This window comes from Hymenobacter puniceus (genome assembly GCF_014333525.1).
Taxonomy (GTDB): domain Bacteria; phylum Bacteroidota; class Bacteroidia; order Cytophagales; family Hymenobacteraceae; genus Hymenobacter.
The window spans coordinates 22,391-42,222 of record NZ_JACSCX010000011.1 but is presented as its reverse complement, the minus strand read 5'-3'; the positions used below and the strand labels follow the sequence as shown (position 1 = coordinate 42,222).

Sequence of the window (19,832 nt, the reverse complement as noted above, 5' to 3'; positions counted from 1 at the left end):
CGGTGTTGCCAAGGATAGCAAAATTGGCTAAGCGTTGCGTGAAACTGCATAATCCAGCCATTCAATCTGGGTGGGCTTACCTGAACAGAGCAGGACCAGGCACAAAAAAGCCCTCCGCTTCCGAGGAAACAGAGGGCTTACAGTCAGGCGTTGGCCTTAGGCAGGCTTGGCGCTGGTGTGTGCGGCGTCCTTCTTGTGGCTGTCGTAGCTGGTTCCGTGGTCGTCTTCGCTGACCGCATCGGCAGCTTTCTTGGCGGCAATGATGGCAACTATGGCTACCCCGGCAATACCCAGAATGAGCTGCGTGGTGGTAAAGCGCTGGGCCGCTTTTTTGATCAGTACGCCACTGTGCTTGAGCAGATCATCAAACTGATCGGCTTCGCCCTGGAATACTTTGTAGCCGCTTTGCAGGGCGTTGATAACGTCTTCGGGCAGGATCTTTTCGATTTCCTTTTCTACGGTCGAGAGTTGGTTTGCCATATAGCGTAAGGGAGAGAACAGTGAAACACAAAGCCGATAAAGCGGCCCCGGAGGCACTATACGCGAAAACCCGCCGCCGGGCTACACCGACAGCGGGTTTTTTAGTTGTTCGTTGATTGCTGTTGGTTGATTGTTAATAGTTGTTGGTCAATGGGCTTATTTCTAACAACAATCAACCAACACCAATCAGCAACTAACTCACCACCACCAGCCGCGAGCTTACGCGGGCACCTTCGCGTATCTGGCAGTGGTAGGAGCCGGAGGCGAGGCCCGTGGCAAACGGAATCTGGCGGCGGCCGCGGGGCTGTACCCGGTCGAGCAGGCGCGCCACCTCGCGGCCCAGCGCATCGAGCACCACCACCTGCACGTGCCCGCCTTCACTCTCAAACTCCACCGTGGCGTGGTCAAGCACCGGATTCGGATACACGCTGAAGCCGGCTACGTTGGTGTTGGCGGCCGTGCTGGTGCCGTTCACGATGCCGGGGCGGATAACCGGCACATTCGGGAACTGGCCCAAGCTGGACGGCAGTAAGGCGTTAAGCGTCGTCTGGGGCACCCGGAACCAGTCTTTGAGCACGTTGGCGTAGATAGCCCGGAAGTCGAACTGCATAGCCACCTGGTCGTTGACGCCGGCATTGGCGGGCAGCACGGGGTTGGTACCGTGAATGATGGGGTTGACGCTGGTGCCGAACACGATAAGCGGCGCCGCGGCCCCGTGGTCGGTGCCCTTGCTGGAGTTGGCCTTGATGCGGCGTCCAAACTCCGAAAACGTCATACCCACCACCCGGTCCTGCACGGCCAAGCGGCGCAAGTCATCCTGGAAGGCTTCCAGCGCCTGCGAAATGCGGCCGAGCAGCGTGGCGTGCGTGCCGGTAGTGGTGCTGCCCGTAGTCGGCACCTGCCCGGCGTGAGTATCGAAGCCGCCCAGGTTGCAGACGTACACCCGCGTCTGGAGGCCGCCCGCTACTAGTTGAGCCACAATCTTGAGCTGGTCGGCGAGGGAATTCTGGCCGGCAGCAGGGTAGAGCGGCGAGAGGTTTCGGGCACGTGCTGCTGCCGCCTGAATTGCCGTAGTGTACACCTGCGTCTGGGCAATTACCTGCCGGATAAACGTCAGCTCGTGGCCGGCCGGTGTGTTAGGCGCCGTATCAACCCCACCTGAAAGCAGCTGGTAGAACGACGTGGTGCTGGCAATGGCCATGCCCATGTTCACGCTGGGGCCCTGCACGCAGTTGCTCACCACTGAGCCGATGCTGATGGCCAGCGGATCGGGGTTTTGGGCGTTGGGGTAGCCGGTGGGGTAGTTGGCGTATTCCGAGTTGAGGTAGCGCCCGGCCCAGCCCGAGGTGATGGTAACGTTGGAGTCAGATGCCGACGTCCAGATGTCGGTGGCGCGGAAGTGCGAGTAGTTGGGGTTGGGGTAACCCACGCTCTGCACCACGCCAATCTTGCCGTCATCGAACAGGTTTTTCACACCCGCCATAGCTGGGTGAATGCCCGTAGCAGCGCGCAGCGGCAGCACCTGGTTTTGCGGAATGGCAATTTCGGCGCGGGCATTCATCAAAGCCGGATACTGGTCAGTCGGGATGATCATGTTCAGGCCGTCGTTGCCGCCGTTCAGCTGAATCAGCACCAGCACCCGGTCGGTTTGGGTGGCGCCGCCGGTCAGCTCAAAAAGCTCCGGCGAGAAGCCGTAGGCCCCAATCGGCAGCCCGCCCAGCAGCGTGGGCAGCACAGTGGCAGCGGCGGTGGTCTGGAGGAAATGTCTGCGTTTCATAAGAAGGGTCTTGGTTAGTTGGGGTCTTAGGATCTTGGTGTTGCGAGGGCCAGAGGGCAAGAACCCGGACCGCCAGCTTGCCACTGACCGTCCAAGACCCTAAGACCCCAGGCCCCCAAGACCCCGACTAAGACAAATGATATTCAGCCAGGCCCATGATGGTGCGCAGCAGCGACTGAAGCTTGGTTTGCACGGCGGCGCGCTTGGCTGCATTGGTGGGCGCGGCCAGATACTCGTTCCATTCTATCGTCCACTCGAAATCAGGCAAACCCGGCAGCAGCGTGTCGTTGAGGTAGCTGAGCTGGGTGGCCGTTAGCGTGATGGGCAGCAGCAGCCGAACCAGCTCCGCAATCAGCAGATTGGGGTCGGCGGCGGTGGCGGCAGGCAAGGCCAGCACCAGCGCAATCGGGTCAATCTTGATGTTGGCGCCGCTGGTAGTGTAGCCGTTGTTGCTGATGAGCAGGTCGGTGAGTTGGTTGCGGCGGGGCAGCGTCACGGCATTGATCCACATTTCGTAATACTGTGGCGTCTGCCAGTAGGCCGGCCAGCCGGCCACGTTTGGCGGGTCGCCGAGTACCTGCTGCTGCAGGTTCGTGACGCCGTTGAGGTAGTTCCACATGGCGTACTGGGCCGTAGGATTGGTAGCAGCCGGAAACGCCACCTGCAGCTGCCGGGCCGTGCCCACCGTGAAATCCAGCGGGCTCTTAATCACGCAGCCCATGTTCACGCTGTCGAAGAAATGCTCACTCGCCAGCAACGCCCGCAATACCGGCGCCACCTCGTAGTTGCTTTGCAGCAGTAGCTGCGCCATCGGCTCGATGATTTGCGCCTCAGTGGTGGCATCAATCACGTAGTACACAAACCAGCGGTAGAGCTTGCGGCACAGAAAGCGCGCCGTTTCCAGCTGCCGGAACACCAGTGCAATCAGCGCTTTGTACTCCTGGTCGCTCTGGTTGCTGATGGTGGCGTTCTGAAAGGCGCTGCTGAAGGTTTTGGTGGTAGTGTCGTGGCGCGAAGCCGTGAAGTAGCCGGCCTGGGTGGTGGCGTTGTCGCGCCAGCCGGTGAGCACGCGCGCGGCGGCCTGCACGTCGGCTTCGGTATAATTGGTGTAGTTGCCGGGGCCGATTTGCGGGCCTTTGCCCACCGTAAACAGTTCCAGCAGCTCGCGGCCATAGTTTTCGTTGGGGGCAGTGGCGGTGCTTTGGTTGCCGTTGAGGTAGCGCAGCATGGCCGGATTCACCGTTACGTCCTCGGCCAGGCGCTGAATATTGCCAAGGGCGTGGCGCCGCAGCAGCGCGCAATACTGGTAGCCGTAGCGGGCATCGTTGATGTCGCCCAGCTCCACTACAAAGTGATTGTGCCAGAACAGCGTCATCTTCTCGCTCAGCGACGGGCCCTGGCCCAGCAATTGCCCCAGCCACCACGCCCTTAGCGAAGTACGCCGCACGCCCTCAAAATTCTGGTCGAATGCCTGGTTCACCCACGTCTGGCCCAGCGGCACGCTCGTGTCGGTGGCCGACACGTTGAGCGGAGGCGCCGGCGCGGCCGGCGCCGTGAGCAGCGTGTTCAGTACCTGCGACAGACTCTGGCCGGCCGCCGCCAGAATCTCGGGACGGGTGGGCCCAAACAGCGTGCGGCGCAATAGGTGCGCCGCCTGCGTGTAGCCCCATGGCCCCGTGTACGGCCCCAGGCCTGCAGTGGAGCGGGGCTCGGTGGGTAGGCGTGTGTTGGCGTAGCGACTCACGGTTTCGTCGCCGCCACTGCCGGCGGGCGGGGTGGGAGCCTCCAGCACGGCAGCGGCCGGAGCTGCCAGGGTAGCAACGGGTTTGCGGAGGAAAGCTCTACGATCCATAAGCGGGCGGTTGTGGTAGTGAGGCGGCAGGTAACTGTCTTGTAAGGAAGCGGTTAATTAGCATTTGTACAAGAGCAGAACCTATTGACTCGTCAAAATAGAGAAAGTTTAATAGACGATTGCTAGGACAAGGCCATTCCTCTGCGCAACGTAATCTGCTCTTGAGAAGAAACACTTTCGCAGCCCACTGCCGAGGCTGTTTTACCTACCGGAAAGCAGGGAGAAAATCACAAAAAAAGCCCCGCCGGAAGTGGGCGGGGCTTGCATAAGACCGGTAGGTGCCGGGGGCTATTCGTAGACTTTCACCACAAACACGTAGTCCTGGAGCTTGCGGATCTGCTGGGGGCGCGAGGTGCCGGCCAGTTGGTTGGTGCGGGGCAGGTTGTAAGGCTGCGCCGGCGTGGCCGCCGCACTCAGCGAATCCACAAGCCGCATCAGATACGACGACTTGGTGGCAAAAGCGGCGCTTTGCACATCCATCTGGCGGCCGCTGATAATACCAATCATGTTGCCCCGGTCATCCAGCAGCGGACCACCGGAGTTGCCGGGGTTCACCGGAATGCTGATCTGGTAGAACGCCGAGTCGCCTTCGAAGCCTGAGCGGGCACTCAGCGAGCCATCATTGAACACCAGGTCTTCGCGCGGATAGCCCAGCGTGTACACTTTCTCCCCCAGGTCGGCGGTGCCGCGCTTGAAGGAGTAAGGCAGGCGGCCGAAACCGTCGAATTTCTTGTCGTTGATGCGCAGAATGGCCAGATCGTGGGCTACGTCGGTGAATACCGGCTCGGCGCGGTAGCTGCGCCGGTCGCGGCCCTCAATCAGCAGCGAGTCGGCGCCCTGGATAACGTGGTAGCTGGTAACCAGGTAGCCATCGGAAGTAAGAGCGAAGCCCGTACCGCTGAACTTACCCGGATTTACGGCTTCCAGCGCCGGGGCTTGGCCACGAATGGCGCGGTTCATAGCCAGCTGGGTGCGCCGGATGCGCTCCACTTCCTTGCGCAGCACCGTGTAGCCGTACAAAGAGGGTTTCTGCGAGGCGCGCCACCACTCAATGCCCAGTAGCGTGGTAAACACGGCCAGCACGGCTACCGAGGCGGCCACCATCATAGTGGCGCGGTGGCCCTGCCAGAAGCGGCGCAGCTGCTGCTCGGTGCGCGAAATGTGCACCTGCGGCATCAAGGGGTTGCCGGTTTGCAGCACTTCGCCGTCCTCGGTTTCATCCAGCCTCACAGCCTGCTCGGCATCCAGCTCGGCCTGAATGGCGCGCAGCTTGCGGCGCGTGCTCAGGCGCTGGCCGTAGCTGTGCAGCGTGTCGGTTAGGGACGTGAAGTCGGCGTAGCGTTCGGCCAGCACGGGGTCAGCGGCAAGGCGGCGCTCCAGATCGGTGCGCGCCGGCACCGCCAACTCGCCGCGCTGGTAGGCCTCAAATAAAGCGTAATAGTCAGCTTCCGTCATCATAGGGCTAAGCGGGTGGGTGAGGCCCGCCATTTTCTTGAAGAAGAGCGTAGAAGAAAAAGGGTGGCTGCTACCGAGTGGTTAAGTTGGTTGGCAAGCGTAATTCTTCAGAACACTCTCCTGCAATCAGGTTTCACTTTCCTGATAATGCGTGAAAAAGAGTTTTTTCAGCCGTACCAGGCACTTGTACTTTTGATTTTTGGCATTGTCGGCGTTGGTGTAGCCGAAGTCTGCCGTAAGCTGCTGCATCGATTTATCGAGCAGGTAAAAGCCTTCCAGCAACGAGCGGCACGGTTCGCCGAGGCGTTCCATGGCTTCGTTCATGGTGGCAAAGCGCCGGTCCCGCTCCTCGGCTTCCTCCAAGTCGGCCTCGGCTCCTGTTTCCAGAAAAGGCTCGTGGTCATCAAGGCGGGTGCCGAAGCGGGTTTTCTCGGCAAGACGTTTCAGCCAAAGGCGGCGGCACACGGCGTAGAGGTAAGTCTTGATCTGGCAGCTCAACTCCAGCGAGTTGTCGCGCACCTTCTCATAAAAAACCATCACGCCTTCCTGGTACACGTCCCGGGCGTCGTCTTCGGTGCCGCTGTTTTGCAGCACGTAGTGCGACACCATGGGCAGATGCAGCCGGTAAAGCTGCGCCAGGGCGCGGTCGTCGCCGTGGCGGATGGCCGCCACGAACTCGTCGTCAGTGTAAGAAGCAGTGGCCTTCGCCATTCACTTTAGCAGTTAATACCCTGGAAGCGCCAGGGTAACCCCACACAAAAATTATTTTCGGGCGTGGGTTACCTTCCGGCTTATTCTGGATGAACGGGGTTTTCAGACAAATTTTTCAAACTTACCACAACGATGAACAACCTCCTGAAGGTATCCGCTCTATTCTGCGCCGTAGCTCTTGCTTCGTGCGAGTCGAAGCCCGCCACTACCGAATCTACCACTACCACCGAAACCGGCACTGTAGAGACTACGGCTCCTGCTATGGATTCGACGGCTATGGCCACTGATTCGACGGCTACGGTTGCTCCAGCTACCACGGCTCCTGCTACTACCACCGAGGCTTCGTCGACCACCACGACGACGACCGAGCAGAAGTAATTGTTTGGAGGCTAGCATTTGCTGGACTCCGCAGAAGCCCGGCTTCCTATACGGAGGTCGGGCTTTTCTTTTAGGGTAGCAGTAGAAAATGTCTGGAAATATTGAAGTATTTGATATTTAAAATGCAAACTTTATAGCTCGCTCTCCCAGGTGCAGTTTTAATCAGATAAGTTGCCTTAATTTTTTTGCCGTGCTGCATTCTTCATCCCGTGTTCCTGGTCCACAAGATGTATCTGCGGAATCTACAGCTGCTACCAAACCAGCAAGCCTAGAAGCGCCCATCACTCCAACTGAAGAGGTGCCGGTAGCTGATTCCGTATTTATGGTGGGCGACTTTCTGATAGGTGATGGAGAGGACGTTAAGCTGGGAGGCCATCCCGATATCCGCTACTAGCCAAGTGGTATCTCCTTCCAAGCCCAAGCCGGACAGCGGACGGTCTGTCCTTAAAGCAAGTATGCAGGCAGGTAGCTGCTAGCTGTACGTGGTTGATATGTCAGGCAACTATAGTTTCTCTTCCAGCCACAGAAAGCCAGCGGCCACTATAAACAGAGCTACAAACCAACCTGCCGGCCAGGCCACTTGCACATGTGTGGGAATGGCGGGCAGATATGAAGCCACCCGCCATGGCCGGGCCGCCGCTACCCGGCGCAACGCCTCGGGCCCCTGCCAATTCTGCGAACCAAAGATGTAGAGCCATTGGGCAGCCTGCCCTGGCCGCTGCAATTGCTGCCATCCGGTCCGGGTTGGCCAATACATAGCCGTGTGCCACTCAGGCAAGAGGGCGTCTTGGCGGAGTGGCAGCTGGGCCAGCGCTACCCCAGTAGCTTCCGACACTAGTAATGGTTGAGCTGCCTTTGTAACTCCTGCCATCTGCAGTGCCACAGGCAGGCCAGCCCTGGGCCAGGGCTCAGTAGCCAGCCACTCGGTGGCGGCAGCCACCGGCCGGGCGGCCGCCGAGAGCAAGCGGCTCCAATAGGCAGCGTAAGCGGCGGTTTCATTCTGCAGCAGCCACGGATACGTTTCGGGTAGCACCGACACCACTACCGTACCGGCCCCTAAACGCTGGGCTGCCACCACTGCCCGCGCCGGACGGCTGGCAGCTACCAGTGGTCGGGCCGGGCTGCTTAACTGCAGTGTGGCAGGTACCAGCGCCTGGGTGGCGGGCCACACGAGGCGTTGCGGCCGGTCGGGGGCGGCAGGTTGGGAAAGCACCCGCATGGTAGTGGCGCCACCCAGGCTGCGTGGCTGCGTATTGGCTTCGGCCAACACCACTAGGCCCAGCCCAGTAGCACGCTGAGCGCTGCGAAGAGTCTGCGCTTCAACTCCGCTTATGTTACTTAAAAATGGTGCATCGGCCACCACTACATCGTAGCGAGAGAGAAGGGCTGGCGTGAGGCGGCTAAGGTCGGTGGCGGGCTGGTTGCTGAACTCTGTTTGTGTGAGGCCCCGGCTGATGCCAGTGCGCCAGGCTACGGCGTGCTGCCGGGAGGCCAGATGGTTGCGCAGAAATTTCAACTCGAAGGAAGGAGTAGTGCCCAGCAGCAATACCCGCAACGGCCGGGTAGGCAGCACTTCAGCTGGAACGGGTTCGGTGGCCAACAGCTGTTTTGTAGGGCCTGCCGATACGGTAGCCACCAGCCGCCCGGCGGTTTTGGGTGTGTAGCGCAGCCGGAAGCTGCCGCGCCCGGCGGGCAGCCGGACGGAGTCGTGGGTGGTGCCGGCCGCCTGCAGCCGTACCCAGACTGGCGCGCGGGTTGGGCTGTGGTAGGAGCCTTCCACCAGGAGCGGCTGGCCCAGTTCTAGACGGTGGTTCCAGGAAGCAGCCTGAAAGCCAGCCGGGGCAGCAGGTGGATGCCACAGAAGTTTCAACGGACCCAACTCAGGTAGTACGGCCGGGGGCAGGCCCGTGCCCAGCAGATGTAGGTAGCGCAAAGCTGGCAGCTGTTCTTGCAGCGCACCCAGGCGCGCAACGGAAACTACTCCGGCGGTAGTCTGCGCTGAGTCAGGAGCGTATTGCCACACGCGGGTAGCAGGGCCCAGGCGGCGGAGCAACGCCCGCAACGTATCGGGAGAGTAGCCGGCCGTGAGCAGAATACCTTCGGAGCGAGGTACTGCTATAGTGCGTTGCGGCGGATAGGCCAGAAACCAGAGCGCCGCCACGGCTGCAATGCAGGCCAGCAGACGCCCCCCACGCCGGCGGGTATCGGGCCGGTAGGCGGCCGCGCCAACTATCCCCAACCCCAGCAGCAGGCAGGCGCTCAGCAAAACATAGAACATCATAAAGCTTGCAGGTAGCGTTGGCCCAGGCGGTCGGGGCGGGAGGAGCGGGTAGGAGCGGCCGGCGGCGGGGGCAGCAGGGCCGTCAGGGCTTTTTCGGCGGGGGCAAAGCAGGTAGCGCACGGAACATGGCCGGCACGGGCATCAGCGGAAAGCTGGCGGAGTGCCCGCACAGCTGCCAGATAAGCACCTGGGCGCTGCAGGGCGGCCTGCGCCACGGCTTGGCCGGCGCGGTCCAGGAGCACGGCATCGGCGGGGGTAGCGCGCTGCCCAGCACGCAGAGCTGCCAATAGACGCACGGCCGCTCTGATTTCGGGCTGGGTGGCGGGAACCGGCAGCTGGCGGGTGCGGCGGGGGGCGGCAGCATTGCCCAGCTCGCCGGACAGACGCAACGTAGCTTCGGGCAAAGCGGGTGGGTCGTAGCCGGCATTGCGCACGTAAGCACGGGTTTGCTGCTGCACCTGCTTGAGCAAGCGTAGCGCCCGATACTCATAGGGCAGGGCTTCGGCGGGCTTGGCCAGGCGCAGGCGCAGCTCGGCTTCCCACATCTGGCTGAGCACGCCGCGCAACTTGGCTTTCACTTCGGGCTCCAGGAAATCGGCAGTTTCAGAGTCGTCGTGCTTGTGCACGTAGGCATCCATGAGGGCCGCGGCGCCATTGGCGGAGCCGGCTTCACCAGCTGGCGAATGGTCGGTGCCGTGGTCATGGCTGGCGTGCTCGGCAGGATTTTCGTCGGCGTGGTCGACTTCCCCTTCCTTGTTATCGTCAGCGTGTTCGTCGCCAGATTTGGCGGGCGGACCGGCGGTTTCCCCGATGCTGCCTTCAAACTCCTCGCCCAGAAACTTGCCGTAGCGCAAACGCAGCACCTTCTGGTCGAAACCGAGGGTATTGCCACGCTCCGCAAAATCGGTGGCCGTCAGCTTGGGTTTTTCCGCCAGCAGCTTCTCGGTGTCGATGATGATCTGGCGCTGGCTGCGGAAGTAGGCGGGTACCACGTTTACGCTCAGTGAAATGTCGGTGAGGCCATCCTGCACGGTGGTGTCTTCCCATTGCACAAGGTAGGTGTCGGAGCGGGTGAGCTGGCGGAAATTGTCGCGGGCCCGAACGTGGAAGTACACTTCGTCGCCGTAGGTGAGGCCTAGTTTGGGCAGGTTGAGCAGCGAGCTTAGCGTGGCCTGCTGCGGCTGCCCGCGCAAGGGGCCACTCAGGTCGGATATCACCTCTCTGAACTTCACGGCCTCGCCCTGGCCCTGGGCCACGGTGGCCACTAGCTGGGCTTCGGACAGGCCGTAGTCGTCGCGCATGGCCACGCGCACCGCCACCTGCGGGCGTTGGCCGAACTCGATGAGCGAGTAGGGCTTGGGCGTTTGTATCTGCAGCGTCGGGGCGCGGTCGGGCTGCACATCGAGGGCGTAATCTTCGGAATTCTGCCCGGCAAAGCGCAGGTGATACAGCCCCGACGCCGTGGCCGACAGCTCCACTACAAACTGCGTGGGCTGGCCGGGCACTGCTCGCATTGGCCGGCGCTGCCGCCCCAACTCCAGCAGGGGCGGCGCACTGCCCGGCTTACTGACCTGCACTGTCCAACGCACCCGCGAACCAGCCGGGCAGCTGAAGCTCAGACTAGTGGGAGCAAAAGCGGCCCGGCGCGTGTAAGCAGGAGGCTGCACCCAGATGCGGGTGCTCAGCAGCCGGGGCGGAGTGGGCTGGCCGGGTTTGGCAGCTGCCGCGGCGGCTTCCGGAAAGTGCACGGCCAGTAGTGGTGCCGGTTTGGCACCGGCCGGCTGATATAGTGAACTGCAAGCCGCTAGCAGTAGCAACGCGCCCATTGCCCACGTTGCGGGCTGCCAGGAAAAAGGCAGCAGGTAGGGCTGTGCGTGCTGCAAAGCTGTCAGCCGCTCCGCAATGCGCTGCTGCTGCAGTTGCTCCAGTAGGTTGAGTGGCCTGGCTTCCTCGGTGTGCAATAGCAGGCCCGTGCTGTCTTCCAGCGTTGGATAGAGACGGTCGAGGCGACGGGTGAGAGCAGGTAGGCGGGGCTGGTTTAGTCGGTACAGCACTGCCGCGCCCAGCGCCAGCGCCAGCAGGAAAGCCGCACCGGCTGCGGGCCATGCCGCCGGCCAGCGCCAGCCCCAGGCTCCGGCTGCTACGCCAGCTGCTGCCAGTACCAGCAGCACGGCGGCGCTGGGGCGGCGCGCTTCGTGGCGGGCAATACTGCGCAGCAAATTCAAGTAAGGCACGGTCGCAGTGGTGGGCATCAGGCTACGGGAGAAGAAGGCGAAACAGAGGCCCGGCGGTAAGCGAGTCCTCTTTCCAACGCAAACAGCAACAAAGCCACCAGCACCACCCAGGGCCGCAACGCCACCAGCAGCGACGGCAGCGCCTGCAGTTTGGTTTGGGTTGGAATGCTACTCACGGGGTGCCAGCTGGCGGCGCCCAGCTGGCGGGCATCCAGCCGCCGACGCTCCGCCGGGGCAGGCTGGGCGGCAACTAGCTGCGCATCTACGGATTCAGTGCGGAGTAGCTGCAGCAGCAGAGTAGGTAGGGCGGTAGTTTCAGGGAGATTGGTCCAGGAGGGCTGCAGGCGGGTGCGCAGGTGGTAGCGGCTGCCTTTGCCCGCTTGCTGCCGGAGCAGCACCGGCTGGCCGGTGCCCGTTTGCCACACAATACTCTGTGTGGCCAGGATATGGCTGGTGTCTAGCCGTGTAACCTCTACGGCCGCAGCAGCCTCAGAAACCAGGCCGGTCAGATCAAGCTGAGCAGCCACGGGAGTACCGGCGGTGGTTTCCTGCCAGAGATGGCTGCCCCGTTGTGCTTGCGCCAGCCACGCAGCCGGTGCTGGCTGGTCGCTGAGCCAGAACAGCCAGTCGGGCGGAGTGTTGAAGCGGGCTGCGGGCATTATGGTGCGGACTTCCAGCGGCTGCGGAAGGCCCGGCGCCACGGCCCGTAGCGCCGCCTGCAGATATCGGGCCGCCGGCGCGTGCGCGGCGTCAGCATACAGTACTACCCGCAGCGGCGCGGTGAGTACCGGCACATCAGTCTGGCCTGCGGAGCGCAGCACCGCCGGGCTGCCCGCCCGATACTGCAGCCCGGGCAAGCCGGGCACCGGCACGGGCCCGCTGGCACGCGGCGAAGCCACATGCACGGTCCGGAAATTAGTGGCTTCTTCCTGACTATAGCCCACCAGCAAACGCAGCGAATCGGGGTGAGGCTGGAATGCCTGAGCTAGCCACGCCGTAGAATCGGGCAGCGGGACGGTTTGCCAGGTGAGGCGCGTTGGCAGCGTAGGCCGGGCGCCGCGGAAATGTGGCAGCGCGGAGCCACTCAGCACCTGCAGCGGCCGGCCCGGAAACGAGTCGGCAGCCTGCCGGGCCCGCAGCCAGTAGTCATCGGGCAGCGCAGTAGCGGGGGGCAGCAGCAACGCCAGCGAATCGGGTTGAGCCCAGGTGGCAGCGGAAACCGTGCGGAAGCCTGGCGCGAACAGCCGCAGTTCGTAGTCGCGGCGGCGCAACGAGTCGATAGTAGGGCGCAGAGCGGGCAGCACGTCGGGTTGCAGCACGTCGGGAGCCAAGAGTATCAGGCCGCGGATTGGCCGGGCTGGTTGGCGCTGCTGCCACTGTGGCCCCGCTACGGCCAGCGCCACCAGGCCTACAATGGCGGCCCGCAGCAGCAGCAGAGCCAGCTGTTCCAGCCGCAGGTTGCGCAAACGGCGGTTGGCAGCAGCCTGCAGCCAACGCACACTGCCCACCTGCACCGTGCGCCCCGGCCGCCGGTTCCACAAGTGAATAGCCACCGGAACCGCCAGCGCCAGCAGCGCCAGCCAGCCGGCAGCAGCATCAGAAAGAAGAATCGTGGGCAAAACGAACGGCAAGTGAAATGGTAGAAGAAAGGTCGGGAATTTGAGCGGCAGGCTGCTTGTGGTAGATTGTGGTGGAGTCGTAGGGTGATGCAGAAACGTCATGCAGAGCGCAGCATCTCGCGTGCTGACGTTGTAATTGTAACCCTGTGCGATATTAACCCTGCGTCAGTACGCGAGATGCTGCGCTCTGCATGACTATCCTTGTACTTTATCACTCTACCACCTCATTACCCCATAGCATCCCGGCGGCGCAGAAACTCTCGCAACGCTTTGTCGAGCGGCTCGGCGGTGCTGAGTTGGTGGTAGTCGAAGTGGTGGCGGCGGGCCTGCTGGGCGGTGGCGCGCAGCCACTCCTGCAGCTGCAACTGCCAGGCGGCGCGCTGCTGGTCGGCATTGAGCTGTAGGCGCTGGCCGGTTTCCAGGTCCTCGAACGTCACGGAGCCGCGGAAGCTGAAATTCAGCTCGTTGCCGGCCATCAGGTGCAATAGCAGCACCTCGCCCGAGGCGGCGCGCAGCCGCGTAAGCAGGCGTTCCATTTCCGCGTCCTGCTCATACATATCGGTGGCGCACACCACCAGGGCGCGCTGGCGGCGGGCCGTGAGCGGAGCCAGGGTTTCCTGGGTTGGGAAGGTGCCGGCGGCTTCGGCGGTTTCGAGGGCGTGGTAGAGGCGCGGCAGCTGGCGGGCGTCGGCGCGGGGCGGTAGGTGGCGCAAACCGGCCGGGTGCAGAATCGTAAGGCCTACAGCGTCGCCCTGCTGCTGGGCCAGGTAGGCCAGCGCGCCCAGCAGCAGCCGGGCATAGTCGAGCTTGGTGAGGCCGTTGTCGTCGGGGTGGTTCATGCTGGCGGTGGCGTCCAGCACGAGGTGCACCGTCAGGCTGGTGTCCACGTCCGACTCACGCAGGTAATACCGGTCGGAGCGAGCGGCCAGGCGCCAGTCGAGGCGACGCAGGTCGTCGCCGGGCTGGTAGGGGCGGTACTGGCTGAACTCCATGCCTGCGCCTTTGCGCCGGCTCACGTGGGCACCATGCAGGAAGCCCTCGGCCGCCCGCTTAGCCGCCAGCGGCAGGTTGTGAAGGGCGTGGAGAAGTTCGGGGGAAAGCATGTGGTTAGTTTCAATTAGTGAACGTCATGCTGAGCTTGCCGAAGCATCTCTACCGCAGTGCTAATCAAAAAAGTTAGCCAGAGGTAGAGATGCTTCGGCAAACTCAGCATGACGTGCTTTTAGACCGCCACAATCCCTACACCGCCACCGCCTTCAGCAGCGCGGCCACGGCGTCGTCGGAGGTCAGGTTTTCGGCTTCGGCGTTGAAGTTGAGCAGCACGCGGTGGCGCAGCACGGCCGGGGCCAGCGCCCGGATATCTTCCAGAGTAGCGGCGAAGCGGCCTTGCAGCAGCGCCCGGGCTTTAGCACACAGAATCAGGGCCTGGCCGGCGCGCGGCCCGGCGCCCCAGCGGCCGTAGTCCTGAATGAACTTCACCTCCGACGTGGCCGGGCGCGTGGCGCGCACCAGCCGGTTCACGAAGCTCAGCAGCTCCGGGCTCAGGCTCACCTGCCGCACCAGCTGCTGCAGCTGCCGCACATCTTCGCCCGCCAGCACCGACTTCACCTCGGGGCGCGCCGTGCCAGTGGTGCCGCTTAGCACGGCCAGCTCTTCCTGCTCGGTGGGGTAGCCGATGCGGATGTAAAGCAGAAACCGGTCGAGCTGGGCCTCAGGCAGCGGGTAGGTGCCGCTTTGCTCGATGGGGTTTTGGGTGGCCAGCAAAAAGAACGGCTTGGGCAGCGCGTGCTCCTGGCCGGCGTAGGTCACGTGGCCTTCCTGCATGGCTTCCAGCAGCGCGGCCTGCGTCTTGGGCGGCGTCCGGTTGATTTCGTCGGCCAGCACGAGGCTGGCGAAAATGGGGCCTTCATTGAACTTGAACGAGCGGTGCCCGGTGCCGTGGTCTTCCTCCAGAATCTCGGTGCCGAGAATATCAGTCGGCATCAGGTCGGGCGTGAACTGGATGCGGCGGAAGGGCAGGTCGGTGGCCTGGGCGAGGGTGCGCACGAGCAGGGTTTTGGCCAAACCCGGCACGCCCTCCAACAGGGCGTGGCCGCCGGCCAGCAGCGCCACCAGCACCTCATCCAGCACGGCCTCCTGGCCCACAATCACCTTGGCAATTTCCTGGCGCAGCGGTGGCAGCTTGGCCAGCAAGGTATGAACGGCAGTTTCGGTTGAAATCACAGAGAAAAACAGAAAGTAGAGGAAGGCTTATAAAGTCTGATGCAAGGTTGGTTTTTCGGCTTTTAAACGGCCATAAGGCAGGAAGATGATGGAAAGGTAAAGTCAGAGGAACGGCCCTAATGGTTTGCCCACCGGACGCCACCTGCACACTTTTGATTCATCCTTATCCACCTCGCCATATTCACCGCATATGAACACGTTTACTGGTTGCCGGACGTTCTTCTACAAACGCGCTTTGCTGCTGTTGGCTGCATCGGGTATAGCCTTTGCTGCGGCTGCCCAGCACCAGCACCTGGAAACGGCCAACCCCAGCGCCATCAGCGCCCAACAGCTGCGGCAGCTGCTGGCCGGCCCGGCTGGCGCCGCCAATCTGACAGGCAGTGTGCTTGCCAGCAACGACTCCATCCGTGCAACGTCGCCAAGATACGGGCAGCCGGCAGATGCGCCGGCCCGGCCCGCCGACGCAGGCACCCCGGCTCCGGGAGTCGCTCCTACCACCGCGGGCCGCAACGTGCTGCGCGTGGATCTGGCCAATATGGTGTTCGAAAACGCGGTCAACTATGATCTGTTTACCCCGAAGCCCTGGGCGCTGCCGGTGCTGCTCAGCTACGAGCGGCAGCTGGGCAAACGCACCAGCGTGGGCCTGGAGGCACTGCTGAACGGCGGCAACTCCGAGCAGCGCCGGGGCGGTGGCGGGCTGCAGCTGCGCTACTACGCAGTGCCCAGCCGCCGGGTGTCGGCGCTGGCGGGCCTTTACGTGGCCCCCACGGTGGCATACCGTAAGATTGGGTTTCAGGATGAGCGTATTCTGGCCGGCAAGCCCTACGCCACGGTGCGCGCCGCCGGGGCTGGTGTATACGGCGGCTGGCAGGCCGGCACCCGCCCTAATGCCCACGGCCGGCGCCTGATTCTGGATGTAGCCATCGGGGCTATGCATTGGGTGCCCACCAGCACCACCTTCAACGGCGAGGCCGCTGTGCCCAACACCTACGAGTACCGCTGGGCCCGCACCCGCACCGCCCTGGATGCCCGCCTCGGGCTGGGCGTGCAGTTCTAAGTTGCTACGCCGTGAGGGCATACAGCAGGATGTTCACCCCGAACTTGGTGTTGTCTTCGGCCAGGAAACGCTTGTTGCGGAAGTCGTAGTCCCACTCGCAGCCGTAGTCTTTGTTGGAGTAGAGCACGCCTAGCCGGCCGTTGATTTCGATGCCTTTCAGGTAGTCGTGCACCAGGTCGTCGCCCCAGCCGTTAAGCTCGAAGGAGGTAGGCGGCGGCCCATCCGGAAACTGAAAAAACTGCGAGTAAATGGCGTGCGTCTTGGGGATTTTCTTGAGCGCTCCGGCCCCGAAGCACTGTCGCATCTGCTCTTCGAAGCTACGCGCAAACAGCCCGTCGATGTCGTGGTTGCAGTCATCCACAAACACGAAACCGCCGTTGCGCACGTACTGCGTGAAGTTCTTTTTCTCCTCGGCCGAAAACTGCACCAGCCGATGCCCCGACAGGTAGCAGAATGGGTAGCGAAACAGCTCGGCCGAGTCTAGGGCCACTACTTTTTCCTTTTGCACTACCGGCACTTTGGTGTACTGAATCAGCGAGTGGAGCAGGTTGGTGGGCATCCGCTCGTCTACGCCGTTCCAATCGCCGGAGCGGTATTGCAGGCGCACAAAGGTGAAAGGAGCGGGCATTGCTGTTAAAATAAAAAAGAAGCGAGGCGATGAAGTGGGCGCAGGCGGCCCGTACCGCAGCTACAGACGCGGCAACTGGTATAAGGTGGCTTCAAGTGCAATAAACGCAGCAAAATACAGCCCGTGCGCTGCTTCAACAGCTCATTGCCGAATGTTGTGGCCTCCGGTTATACGCTGATTGCCGGTGCTTTACGTTAAAGGCTTCTACACCAACTAACTGCTCTGCGCTATGAAAGCCTGCCACCTATTTGCGTTATTGCCCGTGTTGCTGGCTGCCGCCAGCAGCGCCCAGGCCCAGGTCGGTATTAAAGCCGGCGTCAACGGGGCCATTCTTAATGGCGAGAATGTTGATATGGATACGCGCTATAAGACCAGCTACCACGTAGGCGCATTTGCGCGTATTCCGGTGCTAGGGCCGCTGTCCATTCAGCCCGAGGTGCTGTACTCACTGCAGGGCTCCGAGTTCCGCTCGACGCTGGCCAACTACGATACCAAGCTGCACTACCTCAACGTGCCCATTCTGGCGCATGTGAAAGTAGGGCCGGTATATGTGGAAGGCGGCCCGCAATTTGGGGTACTGCTGGGTGCCCGCGAAGATGGCACACTGCGTATCAGCGCGGCCGACGGCTACGGCCCCGTAAACCGCGACGCCGCCAGCAACTACAAGAAAACCGATTTCAGCTTAGCGGCCGGCGCTGGTTTCGAGGTGGGCCCGTTCATCCTGGGAGCCCGCTACACTGCCGGCCTCAACGACGTGAATGATGTGGATGATTTAAACGGCGCCAACGACCCGCGCCTGAAAAACCGCGTCATTCAGGCGTTTGTAGGGTTAAAGTTCGGTGGCGACTAGTCGTAGGGCCACGTGGGTTCCACCTGGAGGGCGTTTTTTGCGGCCGGCCAAGCCCGGACTGGCTGAGCGGCTAGTTGGTGACTTTGCTTGAAGTTGCGGTCTGCTGGTTGTATTCGCTGATGATGCGCACCATATCTTGGTAGCGGTAGCCATCTTCCTTGGCACGAACCTTAGTGGCCAGCGTGGGCTGCGCGCTTAGATACGCGCTGATCTGCTCCTCAAACTTGCCGCGCTTCACTTCCACCAGTTCACCGTTGCGGCGCAGGTACCAGTGGTTTTTGGTGTACGGAATGCCTACTATCGGCACCAGTGCTGCGCCGGGTATTGGGATGGGCAACGGCACCGATTTCGCCTCGGCAAAATTGAACAACTCCACGGGGCCCTGTACCAGCCGTGCGGCCAGCAGGTGCAGGCTTTTGCCATTCATACTCAGCGTTTCGGAGTATTGGCCCCGCACTGTCATGCTATGGATTTTATCGACGCTGATAAAGTGGGGCTTCGGAAACGGCCGCACCTCCGGGTGCGAGTAGTAGTAGGAAATGGTTTTCTCGAACCCATTCACGCTGATGGGGAAATAAGCCTTTACCAGCTTGCCATCTGGCGTCACCACTTCGCCCGGAGCGTAGTCACTTTGGCGGCTGGTTTCCGCTGCGCGGGTGGTGTCGGCAGAAATTGCTGTGGCAGATTGTTGCGCATGGGCCGCCCCACCCAGCAGGAGCAAAAAAGCAAGTAAACAGTGCTTCATCAAAAATGATGGAAATAGAATAACACAATGCAGTAAGGCCTTCCCGCACAGTATTGTAGTGCAGGAAGGCCAAAAATACCACTTACGCTGTAATCTGCTACACCGCGTCCGACAGGCTCGTGAACGTGAAGTCCCGAATTTTCAATGGGGGCACCATGTTGCCGCCGAGCCGCTGGGGCTTGCCGATGGCCTCGATGTTGTTGAGCATGATGACCGGGCTTTCGTTGAAGCGCATGTTTTTGATGGGGTGCTTGATTTTGCCGTTCTCGATGTAGAACGTGCCGTCGCGCGTCAGGCCCGTTACCAACAGCGTCTGCGGGTCCACGTCGCGGATGTACCACAGGCGCGTGATGAGGATACCTTTGGCGGTGCTTTTTATGAGGTCTTCCACGCTTTGGGTGCCGCCTTCCATCACGAAGCCGCTGGGGAAGGCCGTGGCCTGCTTCTTGTTTTTCTCGGCCCAGAAGCGCGAATAAAACAGGTTTTTCATCACGCCTTTCTCCACCCAGTTCATGCGCTTCACGGGCAGCCCGTCGCCGTCGAACACGCGGCCGGGGGCGGTGGCATTCAGCGGGTCGGAGTAGATGGTGACGCGCGGATCGAACAGCTTTTCGCCCAGCTTATTGCCGCCGCCTTTCTTGCTCAGAAACGAACGGCCTTCGTCGGCTTCGCGGGCGCCCAGCGCGTAAATCAGCCGGTTCAGAATGCCCTCATCCGACACCAGCGCGGCCGGCTCCAGAATCACGGTGTACTTGCCCGGCTCAATGGCCTTGGCATTTACCGAGCCGGCGGCTTTGTCGGCGGCGCGCTTGGTGAGGGCCTTGGCGTCGAACTTGGCCACGTCGGTGAAGTCGGCCACGGCGTAGCCCGAGCCGGTGCCGTCGGGCGTACGCACCGTCACCGAAAAGTCGAGGTTGGTAAGCTGCTGGTAGCCTTCGAGGCCCTTGTTGTTGCGGATGGCCGTGAAGGTTGGGCCGTCTTCGAGGTAGCCGGCCGCCGTGAGCTTGCGGGCTTCGCAGAGCGCAATACTGTCCTGGGCTACCTGTGCCCGGAAGTCGGGCGTGATGCCGGCCGTGCTGGCGGCGTAGGTGGCGGGCGTCAGGTATTGCTGTGGGCCTAGCATGGGCATATATTCGGGGTCTTCGGGGGCGAGGCGCGCAATTTCCTCGGCCCGCTGCACGCAGCGGCGTAGCGTGGCGTCGTCAAACTGGTTGCAGGTAGCCACGCCGCTGCGCTTGCCGAAGCGCGCTTCCACGGCCAGACTTACGTTACTGGACGAGCCGGCCGTGCTGACGTTGTTGCGGGCGTAGCGGATGTTGCCGGTGGTGCGCCCGTCGAGCTGGGCCGCGCACTCGTCGGCGGTAGAGTAGCCCAGCACCTTTTTCAGGATGGCCTGGGCTTCGTCTTTAGAAAGAATTGCCATGTCGTGTCGTTCTGATGGTGGCCTCACCCCCTAGCCCCCTCTCCCAAGGAGAGAGGGGGAACTAGCTACTAGTTTTCTAGTGCTGGTTTGGGGAGTTGAGTGAGGCGTGTGGTTAGAGG

Annotated in this window: 16 protein-coding genes; 3 read left to right on the top strand and 13 right to left on the bottom strand. The window is 62.1% G+C overall.

Annotation, left to right across the window (positions count from 1 at the left end; all coding sequences use genetic code 11):
- Positions 1-156 precede the first annotated feature (156 nt).
- The 5 genes from H8B14_RS19950 to H8B14_RS19930 form a co-directional block, all read right to left on the bottom strand.
- Complete coding sequence (locus tag H8B14_RS19950; RefSeq protein WP_187317438.1) at positions 157-480, bottom strand: hypothetical protein; 324 nt, start codon at positions 478-480, stop codon at positions 157-159.
- A gap of 193 nt (positions 481-673) precedes the next feature.
- Positions 674-2,257 (bottom strand): DUF1501 domain-containing protein, encoded by a 1,584-nt coding sequence (locus tag H8B14_RS19945; RefSeq protein ID WP_187317437.1) that lies wholly within the window; start codon positions 2,255-2,257, stop codon positions 674-676.
- A 127-nt stretch (positions 2,258-2,384) separates the two neighbouring features.
- Positions 2,385-4,109: a DUF1800 domain-containing protein gene (locus H8B14_RS19940; protein ID WP_187317436.1), complete on the bottom strand. Its 1,725-nt coding sequence runs from the start codon at positions 4,107-4,109 to the stop codon at positions 2,385-2,387.
- Positions 4,110-4,397: 288 nt separating this feature from the next.
- Positions 4,398-5,567, bottom strand: a complete 1,170-nt coding sequence (locus tag H8B14_RS19935) for a S1 family peptidase (protein WP_187317435.1) — start codon at positions 5,565-5,567, stop codon at positions 4,398-4,400.
- Positions 5,568-5,690: 123 nt separating this feature from the next.
- On the bottom strand, positions 5,691-6,275 hold the full coding sequence (locus H8B14_RS19930) for an RNA polymerase sigma factor (RefSeq protein WP_187317434.1): 585 nt from the start codon (positions 6,273-6,275) through the stop codon (positions 5,691-5,693).
- A 132-nt stretch (positions 6,276-6,407) separates the two neighbouring features.
- Here H8B14_RS19930 and H8B14_RS19925 point away from each other — a divergent pair, with 132 nt between their 5' ends.
- Positions 6,408-6,653, top strand: a complete 246-nt coding sequence (locus H8B14_RS19925; RefSeq protein ID WP_187317433.1) for a hypothetical protein — start codon at positions 6,408-6,410, stop codon at positions 6,651-6,653.
- A gap of 502 nt (positions 6,654-7,155) precedes the next feature.
- On the opposite strand, the gene H8B14_RS19920 is transcribed toward H8B14_RS19925, so the two are convergent.
- The 5 genes from H8B14_RS19920 to H8B14_RS19900 form a co-directional block, all read right to left on the bottom strand.
- Complete coding sequence (locus H8B14_RS19920; RefSeq protein ID WP_187317432.1) at positions 7,156-8,934, bottom strand: hypothetical protein; 1,779 nt, start codon at positions 8,932-8,934, stop codon at positions 7,156-7,158.
- On the bottom strand, positions 8,931-11,186 hold the full coding sequence (locus tag H8B14_RS19915; protein WP_187317431.1) for a DUF4175 family protein: 2,256 nt from the start codon (positions 11,184-11,186) through the stop codon (positions 8,931-8,933). The genes H8B14_RS19920 and H8B14_RS19915 overlap by 4 nt, the downstream gene beginning before the upstream one ends.
- A complete protein-coding gene (locus H8B14_RS19910; protein WP_187317430.1) occupies positions 11,186-12,787 on the bottom strand; it encodes a BatA domain-containing protein in 1,602 nt (533 codons plus the stop codon). Before H8B14_RS19910 ends, H8B14_RS19915 begins: the two co-directional genes overlap by 1 nt.
- Positions 12,788-13,014: 227 nt before the next feature.
- On the bottom strand, positions 13,015-13,890 hold the full coding sequence (locus H8B14_RS19905; RefSeq protein ID WP_187317429.1) for a DUF58 domain-containing protein: 876 nt from the start codon (positions 13,888-13,890) through the stop codon (positions 13,015-13,017).
- Positions 13,891-14,026: 136 nt separating this feature from the next.
- A complete protein-coding gene (locus H8B14_RS19900) occupies positions 14,027-15,010 on the bottom strand; it encodes an AAA family ATPase (protein ID WP_187317428.1) in 984 nt (327 codons plus the stop codon).
- A gap of 190 nt (positions 15,011-15,200) precedes the next feature.
- On the opposite strand from H8B14_RS19900, the gene H8B14_RS19895 reads away from it, so the two are divergent.
- Positions 15,201-16,067, top strand: coding sequence for a hypothetical protein (locus tag H8B14_RS19895; RefSeq protein ID WP_187317427.1), 867 nt, complete (start codon positions 15,201-15,203; stop codon positions 16,065-16,067).
- Positions 16,068-16,071: 4 nt separating this feature from the next.
- On the opposite strand, the gene H8B14_RS19890 is transcribed toward H8B14_RS19895, so the two are convergent.
- Positions 16,072-16,695: a DUF4159 domain-containing protein gene (locus H8B14_RS19890; RefSeq protein ID WP_187317426.1), complete on the bottom strand. Its 624-nt coding sequence runs from the start codon at positions 16,693-16,695 to the stop codon at positions 16,072-16,074.
- Positions 16,696-16,924: 229 nt separating this feature from the next.
- On the opposite strand from H8B14_RS19890, the gene H8B14_RS19885 reads away from it, so the two are divergent.
- Positions 16,925-17,545: a porin family protein gene (locus tag H8B14_RS19885; protein WP_187317425.1), complete on the top strand. Its 621-nt coding sequence runs from the start codon at positions 16,925-16,927 to the stop codon at positions 17,543-17,545.
- Between the two features lie 70 nt (positions 17,546-17,615).
- On the opposite strand, the gene H8B14_RS19880 is transcribed toward H8B14_RS19885, so the two are convergent.
- Together H8B14_RS19880 and H8B14_RS19875 are read right to left on the bottom strand one after the other, a co-directional pair.
- The gene (locus H8B14_RS19880) at positions 17,616-18,266 is read right to left on the bottom strand and encodes a hypothetical protein (RefSeq protein ID WP_187317424.1); all 651 of its coding nucleotides are present in this window, start codon (positions 18,264-18,266) and stop codon (positions 17,616-17,618) included.
- A gap of 121 nt (positions 18,267-18,387) precedes the next feature.
- Positions 18,388-19,713 (bottom strand): TldD/PmbA family protein, encoded by a 1,326-nt coding sequence (locus tag H8B14_RS19875; protein ID WP_187317423.1) that lies wholly within the window; start codon positions 19,711-19,713, stop codon positions 18,388-18,390.
- Positions 19,714-19,832: the final 119 nt, after the last annotated feature.

Bases quoted from the DNA above. Each gene is read 5' to 3' on its own strand.
- H8B14_RS19950 (WP_187317438.1), bottom strand. From the start codon at position 480: ATGGCAAACCAACTCTCGACCGTAGAAAAGGAAATCGAAAAGATCCTG.
- H8B14_RS19945 (WP_187317437.1), bottom strand. From the start codon at position 2,257: ATGAAACGCAGACATTTCCTCCAGACCACCGCCGCTGCCACTGTGCTG.
- H8B14_RS19940 (WP_187317436.1), bottom strand. From the start codon at position 4,109: ATGGATCGTAGAGCTTTCCTCCGCAAACCCGTTGCTACCCTGGCAGCT.
- H8B14_RS19935 (WP_187317435.1), bottom strand. From the start codon at position 5,567: ATGATGACGGAAGCTGACTATTACGCTTTATTTGAGGCCTACCAGCGC.
- H8B14_RS19930 (WP_187317434.1), bottom strand. From the start codon at position 6,275: ATGGCGAAGGCCACTGCTTCTTACACTGACGACGAGTTCGTGGCGGCC.
- H8B14_RS19925 (WP_187317433.1), top strand. From the start codon at position 6,408: ATGAACAACCTCCTGAAGGTATCCGCTCTATTCTGCGCCGTAGCTCTT.
- H8B14_RS19920 (WP_187317432.1), bottom strand. From the start codon at position 8,934: ATGATGTTCTATGTTTTGCTGAGCGCCTGCCTGCTGCTGGGGTTGGGG.
- H8B14_RS19915 (WP_187317431.1), bottom strand. From the start codon at position 11,186: ATGCCCACCACTGCGACCGTGCCTTACTTGAATTTGCTGCGCAGTATT.
- H8B14_RS19905 (WP_187317429.1), bottom strand. From the start codon at position 13,890: ATGCTTTCCCCCGAACTTCTCCACGCCCTTCACAACCTGCCGCTGGCG.
- H8B14_RS19895 (WP_187317427.1), top strand. From the start codon at position 15,201: ATGAACACGTTTACTGGTTGCCGGACGTTCTTCTACAAACGCGCTTTG.
- H8B14_RS19890 (WP_187317426.1), bottom strand. From the start codon at position 16,695: ATGCCCGCTCCTTTCACCTTTGTGCGCCTGCAATACCGCTCCGGCGAT.
- H8B14_RS19885 (WP_187317425.1), top strand. From the start codon at position 16,925: ATGAAAGCCTGCCACCTATTTGCGTTATTGCCCGTGTTGCTGGCTGCC.
- H8B14_RS19875 (WP_187317423.1), bottom strand. From the start codon at position 19,713: ATGGCAATTCTTTCTAAAGACGAAGCCCAGGCCATCCTGAAAAAGGTG.